Origin of the sequence: Leifsonia sp. 1010, assembly GCF_031455295.1 — a bacterium.
Lineage (GTDB): Bacteria > Actinomycetota > Actinomycetes > Actinomycetales > Microbacteriaceae > Leifsonia.
This window is the reverse complement of sequence record NZ_JAVDSL010000001.1, coordinates 261,320-279,285: the sequence shown is the minus strand read 5'-3', so window position 1 is coordinate 279,285 and position 17,966 is coordinate 261,320. Positions and strand designations below refer to the sequence as shown.

The 17,966-nt window shown below is 70.9% G+C and carries 18 protein-coding genes; 5 read left to right on the top strand and 13 right to left on the bottom strand.

The window, feature by feature from the left end:
- Positions 1-38: 38 nt before the first annotated feature.
- The 5 genes from J2Y42_RS01335 to J2Y42_RS01315 form a co-directional block, all read right to left on the bottom strand.
- Positions 39-488 carry a DUF1232 domain-containing protein gene (locus J2Y42_RS01335; protein ID WP_309854097.1) on the bottom strand — a complete coding sequence of 150 codons (450 nt, stop codon included), beginning with the start codon at positions 486-488 and terminating at the stop codon, positions 39-41.
- Positions 485-1,513: a cation diffusion facilitator family transporter gene (locus J2Y42_RS01330; protein WP_309854093.1), complete on the bottom strand. Its 1,029-nt coding sequence runs from the start codon at positions 1,511-1,513 to the stop codon at positions 485-487. The genes J2Y42_RS01335 and J2Y42_RS01330 overlap by 4 nt, the downstream gene beginning before the upstream one ends.
- On the bottom strand, positions 1,510-1,890 hold the full coding sequence (locus J2Y42_RS01325) for a metalloregulator ArsR/SmtB family transcription factor (RefSeq protein WP_309854090.1): 381 nt from the start codon (positions 1,888-1,890) through the stop codon (positions 1,510-1,512). Before J2Y42_RS01325 ends, J2Y42_RS01330 begins: the two co-directional genes overlap by 4 nt.
- Before the next feature lie 51 nt (positions 1,891-1,941).
- Positions 1,942-2,157 (bottom strand): hypothetical protein, encoded by a 216-nt coding sequence (locus J2Y42_RS01320; protein WP_309854088.1) that lies wholly within the window; start codon positions 2,155-2,157, stop codon positions 1,942-1,944.
- An 89-nt stretch (positions 2,158-2,246) separates the two neighbouring features.
- Positions 2,247-3,794 carry a molybdopterin-dependent oxidoreductase gene (locus J2Y42_RS01315; RefSeq protein WP_309854085.1) on the bottom strand — a complete coding sequence of 516 codons (1,548 nt, stop codon included), beginning with the start codon at positions 3,792-3,794 and terminating at the stop codon, positions 2,247-2,249.
- A gap of 127 nt (positions 3,795-3,921) precedes the next feature.
- On the opposite strand from J2Y42_RS01315, the gene J2Y42_RS01310 reads away from it, so the two are divergent.
- Both J2Y42_RS01310 and J2Y42_RS01305 read left to right on the top strand, forming a co-directional pair.
- Positions 3,922-4,578, top strand: coding sequence for a fasciclin domain-containing protein (locus tag J2Y42_RS01310; protein ID WP_309854081.1), 657 nt, complete (start codon positions 3,922-3,924; stop codon positions 4,576-4,578).
- A gap of 87 nt (positions 4,579-4,665) precedes the next feature.
- On the top strand, positions 4,666-5,490 hold the full coding sequence (locus tag J2Y42_RS01305; RefSeq protein ID WP_309854078.1) for an MBL fold metallo-hydrolase: 825 nt from the start codon (positions 4,666-4,668) through the stop codon (positions 5,488-5,490).
- A gap of 22 nt (positions 5,491-5,512) precedes the next feature.
- Here the strand turns inward: J2Y42_RS01305 and J2Y42_RS01300 are convergent, their stop codons facing one another.
- The gene (locus J2Y42_RS01300) at positions 5,513-6,259 is read right to left on the bottom strand and encodes an alpha/beta hydrolase (protein WP_309854074.1); all 747 of its coding nucleotides are present in this window, start codon (positions 6,257-6,259) and stop codon (positions 5,513-5,515) included.
- A 58-nt stretch (positions 6,260-6,317) separates the two neighbouring features.
- Here J2Y42_RS01300 and J2Y42_RS01295 point away from each other — a divergent pair, with 58 nt between their 5' ends.
- Positions 6,318-8,093, top strand: a complete 1,776-nt coding sequence (locus tag J2Y42_RS01295) for an MFS transporter (protein ID WP_309854071.1) — start codon at positions 6,318-6,320, stop codon at positions 8,091-8,093.
- A gap of 6 nt (positions 8,094-8,099) precedes the next feature.
- Here J2Y42_RS01295 and J2Y42_RS01290 read toward each other — a convergent pair whose 3' ends face one another.
- From J2Y42_RS01290 to J2Y42_RS01275, 4 genes are all read right to left on the bottom strand, one after another.
- A complete protein-coding gene (locus J2Y42_RS01290) occupies positions 8,100-8,501 on the bottom strand; it encodes a VOC family protein (RefSeq protein ID WP_309854069.1) in 402 nt (133 codons plus the stop codon).
- Positions 8,502-8,526: 25 nt separating this feature from the next.
- Positions 8,527-9,045, bottom strand: a complete 519-nt coding sequence (locus J2Y42_RS01285) for a hypothetical protein (protein WP_309854066.1) — start codon at positions 9,043-9,045, stop codon at positions 8,527-8,529.
- A 95-nt stretch (positions 9,046-9,140) separates the two neighbouring features.
- Positions 9,141-10,523: an LLM class flavin-dependent oxidoreductase gene (locus J2Y42_RS01280; RefSeq protein ID WP_309854063.1), complete on the bottom strand. Its 1,383-nt coding sequence runs from the start codon at positions 10,521-10,523 to the stop codon at positions 9,141-9,143.
- 68 nt (positions 10,524-10,591) lie between these two features.
- Positions 10,592-11,560: a cytochrome c oxidase assembly protein gene (locus J2Y42_RS01275; RefSeq protein WP_309854061.1), complete on the bottom strand. Its 969-nt coding sequence runs from the start codon at positions 11,558-11,560 to the stop codon at positions 10,592-10,594.
- A 113-nt stretch (positions 11,561-11,673) separates the two neighbouring features.
- Here J2Y42_RS01275 and J2Y42_RS01270 point away from each other — a divergent pair, with 113 nt between their 5' ends.
- Both J2Y42_RS01270 and J2Y42_RS01265 read left to right on the top strand, forming a co-directional pair.
- Entirely contained in the window at positions 11,674-12,408 is a 735-nt protein-coding gene (locus J2Y42_RS01270) for a C40 family peptidase (protein ID WP_309854057.1), read from the top strand.
- Positions 12,409-12,428: 20 nt separating this feature from the next.
- Positions 12,429-13,058, top strand: a complete 630-nt coding sequence (locus tag J2Y42_RS01265) for a LysE family translocator (RefSeq protein ID WP_309854054.1) — start codon at positions 12,429-12,431, stop codon at positions 13,056-13,058.
- Here J2Y42_RS01265 and J2Y42_RS01260 read toward each other — a convergent pair.
- The 3 genes from J2Y42_RS01260 to J2Y42_RS01250 all read right to left on the bottom strand — a co-directional run bounded on the left by J2Y42_RS01260 (position 13,042) and on the right by J2Y42_RS01250 (position 17,608).
- Positions 13,042-13,953: a dihydrodipicolinate synthase family protein gene (locus J2Y42_RS01260; protein ID WP_309854051.1), complete on the bottom strand. Its 912-nt coding sequence runs from the start codon at positions 13,951-13,953 to the stop codon at positions 13,042-13,044. The genes J2Y42_RS01265 and J2Y42_RS01260 overlap by 17 nt on opposite strands.
- 81 nt (positions 13,954-14,034) lie before the next feature.
- Complete coding sequence (phoA, locus tag J2Y42_RS01255) at positions 14,035-15,939, bottom strand: alkaline phosphatase (RefSeq protein WP_309854049.1); 1,905 nt, start codon at positions 15,937-15,939, stop codon at positions 14,035-14,037.
- Between the two features lie 109 nt (positions 15,940-16,048).
- The gene (locus tag J2Y42_RS01250; RefSeq protein WP_309854046.1) at positions 16,049-17,608 is read right to left on the bottom strand and encodes a helix-turn-helix transcriptional regulator; all 1,560 of its coding nucleotides are present in this window, start codon (positions 17,606-17,608) and stop codon (positions 16,049-16,051) included.
- Positions 17,609-17,966 lie beyond the last annotated feature (358 nt).

Genomic DNA, 17,966 nt, shown 5'->3' with positions numbered 1-17,966 from the left:
AACGCGTGGATGTGCGGGGGCCTCACAGGCCACGCCGGTCACCTCTGCGGTGGATCCTCCCGCGGGCGTTGCACGCGCGCGAGCGCCACCAGGCTGTCGAGGCCGTCCGGGGTTCCCGGCCAGTTGCGCTCGAGCGCGTCGTACCCCGCGTGCTTCACGGCGAAGCGCACCGCGACGATCGTGAGGATCGCGTCGTCGGCGTAGCCGATGCCGGGAAGGAAGTCGGGGATCAGGTCGATCGGGAGGATCAGGTACACGAGGAGTCCGTACAGCCACCAGCGGGTGGCGCGCGGCAGGGCGGGGTCGGTGGCGAGGCGCCGGACCAGGCGGACGACATCGGGCACCAGGCGCAGGATCGCCCGCCAGTCCACGTCCCTTCCGGTCCGGCGCTGTTGCACGACGAGGACCGCCACCAGGGCGATCCACATCACGGCGAGGGCGACGAGCACTCCGATGGCCGTCCAGATCCACCCTGGCACCGTGTTCATGAGCGCGATGGGCTCGTCGCGTCCGGAGTCACTTCGAGATGCAGCTCGTCGAGGGTGCGCAGGTGCTCCCTGGCGTGCTCGCGGGCGGCCGTCGCGACCCGGTGCGCGTCGCGCAGGCCCACCGCGTCCACCGCGAGCTCGGCGCTGCCGTGCAGCCGGTGGCCGACCCACCGCAGCTGCACCCGCGGTACAGCGACGACGCCCGGCGTCCCGGCCAGGGCGTGCTCCAGCTGATCCACCAGCTCCGGCTCGATGCCGTCGAGCAGCCGGCGGCCGATGCTGCGCACGGTGCCCCAGAGCAGCACGACGATCGCGGCCGAGATGAGCACACCGACGATCGGATCGGCGAGAGGGAAGCCGAGCATGACGCCGAGCGCTCCGAGGACGACCGCGAGGGAGGTGAAGCCGTCGATGCGGGCGTGGACGCCGTCGGCCACCAGCGCAGCCGAGCCGATGCGCCGACCCACCCGGATGCGGTAGATCGCGACCGCCTCGTTGCCGGCGAACCCGATGAGGCCGGCGACGACGACCCAGCCCAGGTTCTCCAGCGGCTGTGGATGGAACAGCCGGTCGATCGACTGCCAGGCCGCCACGATCGCGGACAGCGCGACGACGGCGATGATGAACAGCCCGGCCAGATCCTCCGCCCGTCCGTACCCGTAGGTGTAGTGGCGGGTGGCGACCCGGCGCCCGAGCACGAAGGCGACCCAGAGCGGAACGGCCGTGAGGGCATCGGAAAAGTTGTGCACGGTGTCGGCCAGCAGGGCGACGGAGCCGCTGAACGCGACGATCACCGCCTGCAGCAGCGTGGTCGCGAGCAGCACGAACAGACTGATCTTCAGCGCGCGGACGCCTTCGGTGCTCGCCTCCATCGCGTCGTCGATCGAGTCGGCCGCGTCGTGCGAGTGCGGGACGAACATCCCGTAGAGGAAGCCGCGGAACCCGGTCGGGTGCTGGTGGCCGTGGTCGTGGACGTGCGGGTGCGCGTGGTCGTGCACGTGGTGCGTATGTGTCTCGTGGGTCACGCGGTCGCCTCGTCCTCTGCCGTCGCCGCCGCATGGTGGTGGCGCGGGGTGCCGCCGAGCGAGTGCTCGGCCTGGAAGATCGCGTCGCTCACGAGCCGGCTCGCGTGCTCGTTCTCCAGGCGGTAGAAGACGCGCTGGCCGTCCTGCCGGGTGGCGACGATCCGCGCCAGCCGCAGTTTCGCAAGGTGCTGCGACACCGCTGCGGGCTGCTTGTCGAGGATGTCGGCGAGATGGTTCACCGACAGCTCGCCCGCATCCCGGAGCGCCAGCACGATGCGCACCCGCGTGGCGTCGGCGAGCATGGCGAAGACCTCGACGGCGAGCTCCACGTACTGACTGTCGGGAAGTCGCCCGCATATCGGCTTATCTGCATGCATACGCAGATTAAAGCCCGCCTCGGCGCGAAGGGCAACTCGCGCCGCCGGCCGTTACGGTCGGAGGGAGGAACGGCCCGCCGTGATCGTCGTGACGAGTCCGTACGCGAAGACTCCCCCGCCGACCCAGGTGAGGACGTGGAGCCAGGACGGCCCGCCGTTCAGATCCCACACGATTCCGCCGACGAGGAAGAGCACCCCGACGATCATCAGCGTCACGCCGATGCTCCGAAGCTTGGCGGGCGGCTGCTCCGTGAGCTGTTCATCCATGTGGACCCCCGATATCGTTTCGAAGCCCCATCATCCCGGCGCCGCCGCCCTCCCGCGCGACGACCCGCCGGGGCGCCCGCTGAGGACGCTCACCCCACCCGCACCAGCGTCTGCTGCCATCCGGTCGAACCGTTCGGCGCGATCGGCGTGCGCTTCTGCTCCTGCACGCGGCCCGCGCGGTCGGTGGCGCGCACGGCGAGCGTGTGGCTGCCGGGGGTGGCGTCCCAGTCGAGCGACCACTGCACCCAGGTGTCGGCGTTGATCGGGGTGGAGAGTTTCGCCTGCTGCCAGTCGCCGCCGTCGATCCGGACCTCGACGGTGCGGATGCCGACCGTCTGCGCCCACGCGACACCGGCGATCTTGGTCGGGCCGGCGGAGAGCGGCTTGTCCACCCGCGGGGTGTCGATGCGGCTGGAGAGCTTGATCGGGGCTTTCGCGCTGTAGCCGCGGGGAGTCCAGTACGCCTGGTCGGCGGCGAAGGTCGTCACCTTCAGCTCGGTGAGCCACTTCGTCGCCGACACGTAGCCGTAGAGGCCCGGAACCACCATCCGCACCGGGAACCCGTGCTCGAGGGGCAGCGGCTCGCCGTTCATCCCGATCGCGAGGATGGCGTCGCGACCGTCGTCGGTGAGCGCATCCAGCGGGGTGCTGGCGGTGAAGCCGTCGACGCTGCGCGACAGCACCATGTCGGCTCCCCGGCGCGGACGGGCGAGGGCGAGGATGTCGCGGACCGGCACGCCCAGCCACCGGGCGTTTCCGACCAGGTTGCCGCCGACCTCGTTCGACACGCAGGTGAGGGTGACGCCGTACTCCGCCGGACGCATGTCGACGAGGTCCTGGAAGCTGAGCTCCACGCGCTTCTCGACCATCCCGTCGATGGTGAGACGCCAGTTCGCCGGGTCGACCGACGGCACGGTGAGGGCCGTGTCCACCCGGTAGAAGTCGGCGTTCGGCGTGAAGAGCGGGCTGATGCCCGGGACGTCGAGTTCGGCGCCGGCCGGCACTTTCAGACGAGAGGCGGGCGTCGGAAGCTTCAGCGCCGAGCGGACCGCGGCGATGGATGACGTGGCAGCCGACCCCAGCCGTGACCCGACCCCGGCCACCAGGGCTCCCGCCGCTGCGACCGACGTGAGCACCAGGAACCGGCGGCGGTCGACACCGACCCCCTCCGCCTTCGCGGTCCCGTCCCGCCACGCGTGAAGCCGGCCGATCAAGAGCCGCAGCACCACGGCCCCGAGCACGGCGCCGACCGCGGCGGGCAGGAAACCGAACGGGCTGGCGCCGGTGCGGGTCAGCGTTGCGACCACGGCCGCGACCCCCGCGAGAGCGAAGAGCGCGACGCCGACCCACCGGCGCCACCACTCCAGCACGCCCGCCACAGCGGCGGCCACGAAGACCGCGAGGCCGAGGCTCGCCAGCAGGAAGAGCTTGTCGTTCGATCCGAACAGGTCGATCGCCAGCTCCTTCGCCCAGCGCGGGACGATGTCGATCACGAACGAGCCGACCGCGACGATCGGGCTCGCGTCGCGAACCGTCAGCAGCGCGACCAGTTCGGCCGCTCCGAGGAATACGCCACCGCTCACCGCCCCGGCGAGTGCGGCCAGGGCGACGGTGCCGATTCTCTTCTTCGCTGACATGCCTGGGGTTCGTGGCGGAGAGGCCCCGCGGATTGGTTCCAATCCGATTCGCCGCCGGGCCCGAACCCCTGATGACCGCCCCGCGGCGGCCGCAACGATCGTCACCATCCCTCGAAGGAGAAGAACCATGCGATCCACAGCTCGTCTCGCAGCGGCAGCCATCCTGGCCGCAGCCGCCCTCACCCTCACCGCCTGTTCGTCCGGCTCGGGCAGCTCCACCTCCAGCGACTCCAGCTCCTCGATGAGCAAGTCCACCCCGTCCGCCTCGACGATGGACCCGGCCGCCGACCTCGTCGGCCCCGGCTGCGCGGCCTACGCCAAGCAGGTGCCGTCGGGTGCCGGTTCCGTCTCCGGCATGGCCGAGGACCCGGTGGCCACCGCGGCCAGCAACAACCCGCTGCTGACGACGCTCGTCGCGGCCGTTTCGGGCAAGCTGAACCCGCAGGTCAACCTCGTCGACACCCTGAACGGCGGCGACTTCACCGTCTTCGCCCCGGTCGACGACGCCTTCAAGAAGATCGACCCGGCGACCATCGACTCGCTGAAGACCGAGGCGGGCACGGCCACGCTGACCTCGATCCTCACCTACCACGTGGTTCCTGGCCAGCTGGCGCCGTCCGACATCGACGGCACCCACAAGACCGTCGAGGGCTCTGACGTCACCGTCACCGGCTCCGGCGACTCGATGAAGGTCAACGACGCCAACGTCATCTGCGGCGGCGTCAAGACGGCCAACGCGACCGTGTACCTCATCGACTCGGTCCTGATGCCCCCGGCCAAGTAACACCGGCATCAGCCCGCCCCCGGCGCGGCCGTGCAGCTTCCCCGCTGCACGGCCGCGCCGTCTGTGTGCGGGCCGTAAGCTGCCTCCATGCGCGTGGGCGGGCTCCGGGTGGATGCGATCTCCGATGGCGCGTTCGTCGCGCGTCCGAGCTACTTCGGTGACCGGGTGCCCGCGTCGGCGCGGCCGGACGTCTTCGACCGCGACGGGGCGGCGTGGCTCCCGATCGGCTGCTTCCTCATCCGGCAGGAGGAGGGCGAGACGGATGGTGCGGCGCCTGTCGTCCTGGTGGATGCCGGACTCGGCCCCGCCCTCGACCCGATGCCCGACGGGATGATGCTGGTCGGCGGCCAGCTGCCGACCTGGCTGCGCGCGGCGGGCATCACCCCGGCCGAGGTCACCGACATCGTGATCACGCACTTCCACATGGACCACGTCGGCTGGCTGTTCGGCACCGATGCACAGCCCACCTTCCCGAACGCCCGCCTCTGGTTCGGCGCGGGCGAGTGGGCCCACTTCGTCGAGGGCCGGGGCGAGATGGCGCCGCACATCCGGGCCGGCTTCCGAACCCGCGCCGGGACGCCGACGCTGCGGCCCGTCGACACCGAGGTCGTCGTCGCGCCCGGAGTCTGGGCCGTGCCCGCACCCGGACACACGCCAGGACACCTGGCCGTGGTGGTCGAGTCGCGCGGCGAGCGGCTCCTCCTGTTGGGCGACGCGATCACGATCCCGCAGCAACTGGCCGAAAGCGGCTGGCACTCTCTGGGCGATGTGGACGCGGCCCGCGCCGAGCGCACGCGTCAGGAACTCTGGGAGCGTCTCGCCGAGCCGGGCACGACGGGCGTCGGCGCGCACTTCCCCGAACTGCGGAGCGGGCGGGTCGTGAGCGGGCAGTGGTCGCCCGTCGGCGGGTAGCCGACCTCGGATTCGCCGCGCGTCAGTCGGAGAGGAAGCCGCTGAGCGCCTGCGTCAGCTCCGCGCGGGCCGTCTCGTCGTCGATGGTTGCCGGCCGGTCGCCCGGCTGAGTGCCGTAGTCGCCGAACTGCGCGTGGTCCATCCCGTCGATCTCCACCATTCGCGCGTCCTCCGGCAGCAGGTGCCGGTTCGCCGCGATCTTGGCGGGCGTGCTCAGGCCGTCGCGGCTGCCGCCGATCGACAGCACGCGCAGATCGGTGCCGCTGAGGTCGTTGGCGCAGTAGGAGCCGAACAGGATGAGTCCGGTCACCTCCGGATCCTCGGCCAGCTGGCAGGCGCGGACGCCGCCGAGGGAGTGGCCGCCGACGTACCAGTCGGTCACCTCGGGAGCGTGCGCGGTGAACGTGGACAGCGGCCGCTGGTCGAAGAACGCGAGGTTCAGCGTCGGCTTCGTGATGACGACGGTGAGGCCCGTCTCGGCGACGACGCCCGAGAGTTTGTTCAGGTAGGCGTACGGGTCGACGAGCGCGCCGGGGACGAACACGAGGCCGTCGCCGGAGGGTGTGCCCGTCGGCTCCATCACGACCGAGTCGCCCGCGTCGTGGATCGTCACGGCGGGGTTCCGCCACGCCTCGAGCGCCGCGGCGCGATCGCCCATCATCGGCGTGGACGCCCAGGCGAGGAAGCCCACCACGACCAGCATGAGGGCGCCGAGGACAGCGCCGCCTGCGATGAGGATGCGGCGACGGGTTCTGCTGGACCGGCTCACGAATCCAGCGTAGCCTGACCATAAGCTTGCTGACTAATCTCCAGGCAAGGGAGTTTCGATGTCCTCACGTTACCGCTGGGCCGGGCTGGTCTTCATCAGCATCGGCGTCGCGCTCATCATCGTCGACTCGACGATCGTCAACGTCGCCATCCCCTCGATCGTCGACGAGCTCCACATCGGGTCCACCGGGGTCCAGTGGGTGCAGGAGTCGTACACGCTCGTCTTCGCCGCCCTGCTGCTGGTGTTCGGGACGCTGGCCGACCGGTTCGGCCGGCGCCGGATGCTCCTCATCGGCGTGACGATCTTCACCCTGGCCTCCGTCGCTGCGGCCCTGTCACCGACCGGCGCGTTCCTGATCGGCGCGCGGCTGCTGCAAGGCGTCGGCGGCGCGATGGTCCTGCCGACCACGCTCTCGCTGATCAACGCCAACTTCCGCGGCAAAGAGCGCGCGATCGCCTTCGCCGTCTGGGGCTCGACGATCGGCGGCATGACGGCGCTCGGACCGCTGCTCGGCGGCTGGCTGACCACCGCGTTCTCGTGGCGATGGGCGTTCGGCATCAACATCCCGCTCGGCATCCTCATCATCGTCGGCGTGCTCGCGACGGTCCCCGAGTCGCGCGACACCCGTGCGTCGCGGAGCGTGGACTGGGTGGGAGCCCTGCTCTCGGTGGTCACTTCCGCAAGCCTTGTCTTCGGGCTGATCGAGGGCCGCACCTACGGCTGGTGGCTCGTCGACACCCGCCCCGCGATCGGCGAGTGGACGTGGCCGTTCGACCTCTCGCCCGTGCCGATCGCCTTCGCCATCGCGGTGCTCGGGGGAGTGCTCTTCGTCGTGCGCGGCCGCGCCCGCATCCGGGCCGGGCGGAGCACCATGCTCGCGCTCGACCTCTTCCGCATCCCATCGTTCCGCAACGGCAACATCGCCGCGACGATCGTGTCGCTCGGCGAGTTCGGCATCATCCTGGCGCTGCCGATCTGGCTGCAGAACGTGCTGGGCTACAGCGCGCTCGACACCGGCCTCATCCTGCTCGCCCTGGCGATCGGGTCGTTCCTGGCGAGCGGCTTCGCCGGCGCCTTCGGCAACCGGGTCGCGCCGGTGACGATCGTCCGCGTCGGTCTGGTCGCCGAGATCGTCGGCGTCGCCGGGCTCGGTCTGGTGATCTCGTCAACGACGCCCTGGGGGGCGCTGATCCCGTTCCTCTTCGTCTACGGCTTCGGTGTCGGCCTCGCGACCGCGCAGCTCACCGGAGTGGTACTCCGGGATGTGCCGGTCGAGCAGAGCGGGCAGGGCTCCGGCACCACGAGCACAGCACGCCAGATCGGCTCCGCTCTGGGCATCGCCGTGCTCGGCACAGTGCTGTTCGCCTCCGCGACCGCTGTGTTCGACGCCAAGCTCGACGACCGGGGCGTTCCGTCTCCGCAGCGTGACCAGCTCGTGTCGGCCGTGGTCGATAGCTCGGGCGCCGCGATCGCCGGGCTGGAGAAGAACCCGCAGACCGCTGCGCTGGCGGCGGACGCGAAGGAGGCGTTCAGCGACGGGACGCGGTGGGCCGCGTTCGCCGCAGCCGGATTCCTGGTGGTGGGCCTGCTGGCGACGGTGTCGCTGGGCAGCGGAGGCCGGCGGCCGAACCAGGAGGAGGAGACGGCCTCGCCGGACGCGTCCGGCCCGGCAACCGAGCACACCGCCGACGACATCGCCCGCATGGTGCAGCAGCTCGCGGAGGCGCTGGAGGCCGACCCGGACCTCGACCGTGCTCGCGCTGCCGCATCCCGGCTGGATCATCGGTCGCGTACGCTGCTCACCCGGTTCTTCCGCGACCTCGCGCAGGGGTGACGCCGCTCAGGCCGAGGCGCTCCACTGCTCGCCGGGCCGGTAGGAGCCGAAGCTCCACTCGCGCCCGCCGGGGTCGAGCACCCGCGCGCGACGGCTGCCCCACTCCGTCTCCTCGGGCGGGAACACCACTGTGGCGCCCGCGGCGACGGCGCGCGCGAACATCCCGTCCACGTCCTGGGTGACCAGATACAGGCCGACCCCGGTGGAAGCGCCGACGAGCGGCGGGACGTCGTAGGGTGCATCGGCCGACGCCACCATCACGACGGTGTCGGCCCAGCGCAGTTCGCTGTGAACCACGGTCCCGTCATCCCCGGACTGCAGCTGGAGCACGTCGAACCCGAGTGCTTCGAGCCAAGCGATCGCGGCCGGGGCGTCGCGATAGCTGAGGGTGACCGCTGACGAGATCATGGTTCCTCCCGGCCCGTCGGGGTGGTCAGTCGTTCAGGACGGACGACGGCGGTCGCGCCTGCAGGTCGGCGCGGATGCCGTCGAGCACGGCGTGCACCGAGACGCGCTTGGCCTCGGTGTCCACGACGTTGGCCGGCACGGTGACGACCAGGCCGGAGCGGTAGAACGCCCGCACGCGGAAGCCGCCCTGCCAGGACGACTCCATGCTGTTGTCGCTCTCCGTCCCGCCGGAGAGCTCGAAACGCAGCAGGCCGGAGCGGCTCTCGACGCGCGTCACCACCTGGGCGCCCGGGGTGCTGTCGTCGATGACCTCGGCGGCGACCACCGTGTGCTCGGTGAACATGCCGACACGCAGCGTGACGGTGGAGAGACCGGAGGCGATGGCGGCGCCGAGGTAGATGATCCGGGCGTCGCCGACGGCGAGCTCGAGCTGGCGGATCAGCACCGGGTACCACTCGGGGTTCCCGCCGAGCAGCTCCTTCAGCCCGCGCTCTCCGTCGAGGAGCTCGCGCAGCTGGTCCTGGATCGCCGCCGTGTCCGTCATGGCCTGCCCTTCGGTCGCCACAGAGGCGCGGCGGGAGCCGCGTCTCTGCTCAGCATATCGCTAGCCAGGCTAGAGGAGCGATGGTCTACAGATTCTCAGACAGCGGGGGATGCAGCGACCTTGTACCGCGCTCCGCGGTGCGTGTCCGGCAGCCGGTCGCCCGCGCCGTGCAGCTTGTTGCGGAGCGTCCCCGGCGCGTACTCCTCGGGGTACGCGCCCCGCTTGCGCAGCTCCGGGATGACGTACTCGACGATGTCCTCGAACGTTCCGGGCGTGATGGCGTATGCGAGGTTGAAACCGTCCACGTCGGTCTCCTCGACCCACTCCTGCAGCTGGTCCGCGATCTCGGCGGCCGAGCCGACGATGAACGGGCCGAGGCCGCCGATGGCGCCGTTGCGGCCGATGTCGCGCACGGTCCACTCGCCGCCGTCCTCGTTCGGTCGCTGGAAGTTCGCGACCGCCGATTGGATGGCGTTGCTGTCGACGTTGCCGATCGGCTCGTCGAGGTCGTACTGCGAGAGGTCGACGCCCATCCACCCGGACATGAAGACGAGCGCGCCCTCGTCGCTGGTGTACTGCAGGAAGTCCTGGAACTTGGCCTGCGCCTTCTCGCTGGTCTCGTCCGTGATGATCGTCAGCAGCGTGTAGATGCGCGCCGAGTACCGGTCGCGTCCCGCCGCCTCGAGGGCGTCGCGGAGCTTGCCGACGGTCGCCTTCAGGCCCTCCTTGGTGGACGCCGCGACGAAGATCGCCTCCGCGTTCTCCGCAGCGAACGCGATGCCGCGCTTCGAGGCGCCGGCCTGATAGATGACCGGGGTGCGCTGCGGGCTGGGCTCGGAGAGGTGGATGCCCGGCACGGTGAAGTGCTTGCCGCGGTGGCCGATCTCGTGCACCTTCGACGGGTCGGTGAAGACACCGGACTCGCGGTCGCGGATGACCGCGTCGTCCTCCCACGACCCCTCCCACAGCTTGTAGAGCACCTCGAGGTACTCGTCGGCGTGGTCGTAGCGGTCGTCGTGCTGCAGCTGGTCGTCGTGGCCCATGTTGCGGGCGGCGGAGGGCAGGTATCCGGTGACGACGTTCCAGCCGACGCGGCCGTTGGTCAGATGGTCGAGCGTCGACATGCGCCGGGCGAACGGGTACGGGTGCTCGTAGGCGGTGCCCGCGGTGATGCCGAAGCCCAGGTTCTCGGTCACCAGCGCCATCGCCGAGACGAGCAGGATGGGGTCGTTCACCGGCACCTGGGCGCCGTGGCGGATGGCGGCCTCGTTGCTGCCGCCGTACACGTCGTACGTGCCGAGCACGTCGGCGATGAAGATGCCGTCGAAGTTCCCGCGCTCCAGCAGCTTCGCGAGCTCGGTCCAGTAGGTGAGGTCCTTGTAGCGCCACGCCTGGTCCTCGGGGTGCCGCCACATGCCGGACGACTGGTGGGCGACGCAGTTCATGTCGAACGCGTTGAAGCGGATCTGCCTGGTCATGGGTCCAGGATGAGCGAACCCGGCCCGGCCCGCACGCGCACCGTCATGGTGCGTAACGCGCGGGGGCCTCAACTGCGTTGCTGGAGGTGCTGCCGGGTCAGCTCCGCCAGCTCCTCGTCGCTCAGGTCGTCGTAACGCTTGCCCTCGGTGCGTTCCAGGCCCATCCATCGGACGAACAGCAGGACGAGCACGGGCACGTCGGCGACCTCGGCGATGAACCACAGCAGGTCGCCGGAGAGGTGCTGGTCGTGCAGGGGAGTGGGGAACCAGAACGGCATGCGCCCGACGATCGCCGGTGCGTGGTCGAGGATGCCGTCGTTGAGGCGCAGCAGGAGGCCGGGGATCGCATCCAGCACCAGTTCGACGAACGCGAGCAGGAACTCCACCGTGATGAAGAACCCGGTGCGGACGACGGAGTGGGCGACGATGGGCAGCACCAGCAGCAGGCCGACGAGCGGGGTGAGGACGGAGATGGTCCACTCGGACCACACCGAGTCGCGCAGCACGGCGGCGAGCGGCGTGAGGAAGACCAGGAACACCGCGCACGCGAACGCGGGGGCGGCGATGGCGTTGCCGAACGCGCGCACCGGACGGGAGCGCATCACCCGGTCGGTGCGGCGGCGGCCGGCAGGGCCGAGCGCCACGCGCGCGAGGGCGACGGGCCGGCCGAGGGCGAGGAACGCGGGGACGACGAAGAGCAGGAGCGCGATCCGGGTCGTGAACGCCCAGCGGAGGTCGGTGCTCTCGGCGCCGAGGAACCCGAAGGAGATGACGGCGTACGACCCGAGGCCGACGAGCAGGAACGCGGCCGTCAGCCGGAGCGGCCAGCGGCGGCCCCGGCGGCGGAGCCGGAGGACGCCGCCCACGTACAGCGCGGCTGCCGCAGAGAGCAGCGCAGCGGCGGCCGGGTCGAACGACCAGGTGGCGAGGAAGACGGCGACGGGGGGCGTGAGCGGCTCCGATCGGTGACGGGCCTCCCCATTCTCATCCCGGTCGGGAACTGGATCCGGCCGCAGGCCTCCGTCTGAGAGGAACATCAGTCCGACTCAGAGGACTCCCGGTGGGATCGGGCCACGACCCCCTTAGGCTCGAACCCGGTCGCGCGGACTTCGGGCGATGGGGTGCGGGTCGTGAGACGGACGAGGTCTGGATGACGGGCGGCGAACGACGGCGGGCTCTGGAGCAGGAACGGACCGAGCGGAGCGGTCGCACCTCGCGGAGTCGTGGCACGCGACCAGCGTCGGCACCGCGCCCCTCCCGCCGCGGGATCGCACTCGGCGCCTCGGGCGCGACCATCGCGCTCCTCGCCGGCATCGCCATGGCGCCGCCGGCCGTCGCTGAGCCCATCGACATCGTGACGGCCGCCGCGAGCGGGCACGCGGCGCACCAGGCCATGACGGTTTCGGCGATCGTCGCGTCCGCCCGCATCGACCGGGACGACCCCGTCGCCTCGGCGGTGGCCGGCATCATCGCCGGCCAGGGCGGCGCGGCGGGCGAGCGGGCCGCTGGGGCGATCGTCTCGGCCCTCGCCCTCGGCGGCGCGCGCGAACAGATCGTCGCCACAGCGCTCAGCTACCTCGGCGACCCGTACGTGCTCGACGGCTCGGACCACTCCGGCATCGACTGCTCCGGACTGGTCATGGTCTCGTACGCCGCCGTCGGCATCCCCCTCGGGCACCTCGTCCACCTGCAGGACGACGCCGGGCGACCGATCAGCGAGAGCGATGCCCAGCCGGGCGACCTGGTGGTGTTCGACGACGAGGAGCACATCGCGATCTACCTCGGCGACGGGATGCTCATCCAGGCGCCCGAGGAAGGCCGCCCGGTCGAGATCACCACCGTCTGGCAGGGCGTTCCCCACCACTTCACGCGCCTGCTGCACTGAGCGGCCTGCATACTGGTCGCATGACCGTCGCCAGCCTGCTCGCCTTCGCCGGCCTCTGCCTCGTGCTCGCCCTCACGCCGGGGCCGGACACGTTCCTCGTCCTCCGCTTCAGCCTGGCGCGGCAGGGCGCGGGCATCGCGGCGGCTGCGGGCACCGCGCTCGGGTCGCTGGTGTGGGCGGTGGCGGTGGCCTTGGGGCTCGCCGCCGTACTCGAGCAGTCGGCCGAGGTCTTCCGCATCCTCAAGATCGTCGGCGGCCTGTACCTGATCTACCTCGGCGTCGCCGCCTTCATCGCGAGCCGGAAGGGCACGGCGCACGGCGTCGAGCCGACCGCCCGCCGCACGGGGCTGCGTTCGGGATTCACGGCGGGGATGCTCTCCACGATGATGAACCCGAAGGTCGGCCTGTTCTTCCTGGCCATCGCGCCGCAGTTCGTCCCCCACGACGGCTCGACCATCGCCAGCACGCTGCTGCTCGGCGCGATCGTCGCCGTGGTCGGCTCGCTCTACCTCGTGGTGGTCGCGCTGCTGGCCGGCCGCGCCGTCGCCTGGCTGAAGCGTCCGGCTGTCACGACGTGGCTCGAGCGCATCTCGGCCGGGATCCTGGCCGCGCTCGGGATCGGGACGATCGCGCTCAGCGCGGAGTCGTGAGCCCGAGCGTACGCAGAAGCTCGCTGACGCGTGCACGATCCTCGTCGCCGAGGCCGAGGATCGGGCGGGGGAGGCAGGAGCGCGATGCCCAGCCGAGCTCTTCGGCGATCGCGGCGGTCACACGGAGGCTGCCGTACGCCGCGAAGAGCGCCCAGAGTCCGTCCCACTCGTGCGAAAGCGCCTCCGCCCGCGCGGCGTCGCCCGCCCGAGCGGCAGCGGTGATCGCCGCTGGATGGTCGGGCAGCGTGCCGGCGATCACGGAGTACCAGGCGTCGCATCCCGCGTTCAGTCCGGCAGCGCCCGATACATCGCCGGAGACGCCGATGGTCACATCGCCAGGCACGATCGAACGCAGGTGGTCGATCCGAGCGCGCGCCGCGACCGGATCGGCAGGAACCCCGGGGATCTTGATCGATGCGACCGTGGGCAGTGTCGCGATGCGGGCATAGAGATCGTCGGTGAAGGTGAAGTGGGTCGTCGCGGGGTTGTCGTACACGATCATCGGCACCGAGAGGTCGGCATCCACGTCCGCGTAGAGGCCGTAGACGTCGTCGGCGGTCAGCGCCTGGTAGGTCATCGGCGCCAGGAGCACTGCAGCGGCACCGGCCGACTGGGCGTCCTCCGCGTATTGCCGCACGTGGCTGGTCCGCAGGCCGCCGATGCCGGCGAAGACCGGGGTGTCGCCGGCCTCGGCGACGGCGGCCGACACGACGGCGCGGCGCTCCTCGCGCGAAAGGTAGGCGTACGACCCGGTTGAGCCGAGCGCGGTGATCGAGTCGACCGGCGCGGCGGCCAGCCGTCGCACCATTGCGCGGAACGCGCGTTCGTCGAGTCGGTCACCGGCGAGGGGCGTGAGGGGGAAGGCGCTGAGGCCTTCGAGGGAAGCGTCGACCACATCCCGACGGTATCGGCAAAGGGGAGGGATCCGCGATCCCTCCCCTTCGTGCCGTCGGCGCGGTGCGAGCGCGTCAGCCGGTCAGACCTGCGGAGCACCGTCCGGGCGGCGACGGCCGCGGGTGACGAACAGGTAGCCCGCGATCAGCAGGGCCAGCGCGATCACCACGATGAGCGGCGCGACGATCGAGCCCGTCGAGGCGAGCGAGCCCGCGGAGGTGGATCCGGCAGTCACCGCGCCGTTGCCGCCGCCGGCCGATCCGCCGGCCGATCCGCCGGGCAGGGCGCCGGAGGGCTGGCCGTCGGCGGTGACCTCGAAGTTCACCGTCACCGCCTTCCCGCTCTGCGAACCCGTGATGGTGATGGTGTGGGCGCCGAGGTCGGTCGGGGCGGTCGCGGTGATGGCCGCCGATCCGCCCAGCACGTCCGTGCGCGGCAGCGCGACCGGGTCGGACTGCATGACCCCGGTGACCTGACGGTCGCCGCGGAAGCCCGCCAGCGTCGCGGTGATCGGGTCGCCCGGCTTCACCGTCGTGGCGTTCAGCGTCACCGACGCGGCGGCGCTGAGCGCCGCGTAGTCGCGGTTCAGCTCCAGAGCGCGGGCGATGGTGAAGAACGTGTCGGACTGGTCGGTCAGGCCGACGACGTCGGCCGCGCCGGGGCCGTAGCCGGCGATGCGCAGCTGGGCGCCGGTGTGCTGCTGCGAGCCTCCGGCGGCCGCCGTGCCGTAGGCGACCTTCATCACGGTGCCGTCGGCGGTCGTCAGCGCGGTCGAGAGGGTCGCCGGCGGGGTGCTGTCGACGATCTGGCTGGTGTGGGCGTGGTCGGCGGTCACGATGACCAGGGTGTTGCCGTCTTTCTTCGCGAACGCGAGCGCTGCCTGCACGGCCTCGTCGAGGTCGACGGTCTCGCCGATCTGACCGCACGCATCGGCCGAGTGGTCGCGCTTGTCGATGCTGGCGCCCTCGACCTGGAGGAAGAAACCGTCACCGCCCGGCTTGTCCAGGAGGGAGATCGCCTTGTTCGTCAGCGAGGAGAGGGAGAGGTCGGTCGCCAGCCGGGCCGGGTTCGGCGTGCACGTGACCGGCGCCTGGTCCGCGCCGCCGACGGTCGCCGTCGTCGAGGCGTAGCGCGTCGGGAAGTTGCCCGGGGTGAACAGGCCGAGCAGCGGCTTCTGCTGGTTCGCCTCCGTCACACCCGCGAGGCCCGCTGCGTCGCCGACCACCTGGTAGCCGCGCTCGCCGGCCTGGTCGAACAGCGTCTTGTCCTTCCACTCCCCGGCCTTCGCGGTCTGCGTGAAGGAGGTCGACCCACCGCCCAGGGTGACGTCCGCGCGGGCGTCGAGCAACTGCTCGCTGATCGAGCCGAGGCCGCCGTTCTGCAGAGCGTCGGAGCCGCACGATGCGCTGTCCGGCCCGTAGCAGGAGCGGGCGCCGACGTGCGCGACCTCGACGGCCGGGGTCGCATCCTGGATCTCGGCGGTGCTGACATTGCCGGTGCGCAGGCCGTTGGCGCGTGCCAGCTCCAGCAGGGTCGCCTGCGGCCTGCCGTCGATGTCGACGGAGATCGCGTTGTCGTAGGTCTTGGTGCCGGTCGCCCACGCGGAGCCGGTCGCGGCGGAGTCCGGCACGTAGTCCGGCTTGCCCTTGTTCGCGCCGTCCTTGTAGACGGAGTAGGTCGTGTACTGGCCGGTCAGCGGCAGCGCGTCGATGCCGGGAAGCATGCCGCCCGCGCCGTACTGGTAGTTGCGGGCGACCGTGATCTCGCTGTCGCCCATCCCGTCGCCGATGAGCAGGATGACGTTCTTGGCGGGCCCGTTCACGATCGACTGGCGGAGCGCCGTCGTGGAGTCGTCGGGGTTGCGGGCGGCGCCGCCGTTGTCGGAGGTGGCGGCCAGCGCGGGCGCCGGGAGCAGCGCGGCGGCGAGCACGCCGGAGGCGGCGACGAGCACGGCGCTGCCCTTCCAGCGCGAAGCGGAACGGAACATGCGGACAGGTCCTTTCGGTCGAGTGACCGGACCATCCGACCGGGTCGCGGTGACGCCAGGATGAACCTGAGAGAGCGTTCATGTGAACTCTCACAGGGGTGGCGACTGCTCAGTGTTCGCGGGCGTGGGACAGTTCGGCCCGTTTGGCTCGTTGGACCGCGGCGGCGCGGGAGTTCACCCCCAGCTTGCGATAGAGGTCCCTCATGGCGGACTTGAGCGTGTTCGGGCTGATGTAGAGCTCGGCGGCGATCTGCTGAGTGGAAAGTCCGCTGGCGAGCAGGCCGAGGATCTGCTGCTCGCGTTTCGTGAGCTTCGGGAGGGTGGCGTCCTCCCCTGCCGTGTGCGTTCGGCCGTGGATGGGCTCGCCGGCATGCTGGGCGAGGAGCCCGAGAGTGCGCGCAGGGATGAACGAATAGGCGCTGAACATCCGCTCCTGCCGGATGATCGCATTGGCCGATCCGAAGAGCTCAGCCGCGGTCGGGACGTGTCCGAGCGCGTGATGGGAGGCCGACGCCAGCAGCAGCGCCGGAGCCTCGACCCGCGGAGCGGCGGTCAGGTTCCGGGCTTCCTCGCTGTGGGCGAGCGCATCCGCGAACCGGCCTTCGAGATACGCGTGGGATGCGTCAAGCAGCGGGTCGAGAGCGGTACCCGTCGACAGGAGAGCCACCTGCTGGCGCAAGCGTGGCCTGACTCGGGCGAGTCGGGCGCGCGCAGCTTTGACGTAGCGTGCGTCAGCTCCTCCGAGGTGCACTTCGGGATGCCGGTCGAGTTCTCGCTCGAGACGTGCGTCGACGGAGGATGCGCCCGGTCTGCCGTGCGCCAGCAGCGCGGACACCCAGAGGGCGGCGGCCCACTGCTCACCGAGCGGGAGGCCGAGTGCGCGGCCGAGCTCCATTTCGGCGGTGTGGTCCTGTCTGTCCTGTTTCAGCAGTGCGGAGGTCAGGAACAGGATGGCGTCGTATCGACCGTTGGCCCCCGGTTCCGCCTGCGCTCGGGCCAGCCACAGATCGGCGTCGTTGAGGCGACCGCGGTCGGCGTGCGACCACGCGATGTGCCCGGCAGCTCGTCGGGCGATGACCGGCTGCCCGGTGAGCCGCGCCAGATCGTAGGCTTCCTCGTATTCGGCGATCGCACCGGCTGCGTCGGCCGCGTCGAGGGTGCGTCCCCACTGGAAGCGCAGATGCGGCAGTGAGGTGACGTACTCGGAGCGGCCCGCCGAATCGATCCTGTCGAGGACGGCCTTCGCCTCCAGGACGGTGCGCCGCCCTTCCTCCAGCCTGCCGGCCGTGCGATCAGCGGCCGCCTTACCGGTGAGCAGGATGAGCGTGTCCAGGGTGGCGGACGCTTCCGGGTCAGGGCTCGGGGTGAGTCGCCCGTCGTGGAAGAACCGCCGCGGTTCGCCGTCGATCACGACGTGCTGCAGGTAGTTCGCTGCCACACTCAGGCTGGGCATGTTGACGAACGCTTCGCCGGGGAGCGCCTTCAGAGCGGCGAGCAGGTGTCGGGGTGACTGGCTGGCGAACGCGTCCCAGTGCCTCTCCACCACCGCGGCTGCCGCCTGCCACCCGTCGCGCGCACCGGTCTCGGCCACCAGGACCGGCAGATCGTACGGCCTCTGCCGCGGGTCGATCGGTTCCGTCTTCGCGTGCTCAGGTATCTCAGCGGTCATCTCTCGCTCACTGGAAACAGCTTGCCAGGCGTGCCGTCGGTCCGATCATCCCGTGGAGGCGGGCGGACGTGTTCCGGCCCCTGACACCCGATCGAGGGCCGTGGGAGCACGCCGATTGCCGTACCGCGGCGCCGAGCACTGTACCCCGTTAGGGGGTAGTAGGTAGGGAATTTCTCACCCTCGGGGGTGAACTTTCGGTCGCCGCCGTGACCTGGGCGTGTCGCGCCCGATTAGCTGACTGCTAGACGTGGGGGACCGTGCGCCCCCTCCGCACATTCGGGGAGGCCTCTGTGGAGACGCAGGAGAACAGTAGGAAGAGCAGGCTCGGTCTGTTGCCGCGCTTGCGATCGCGACGGCT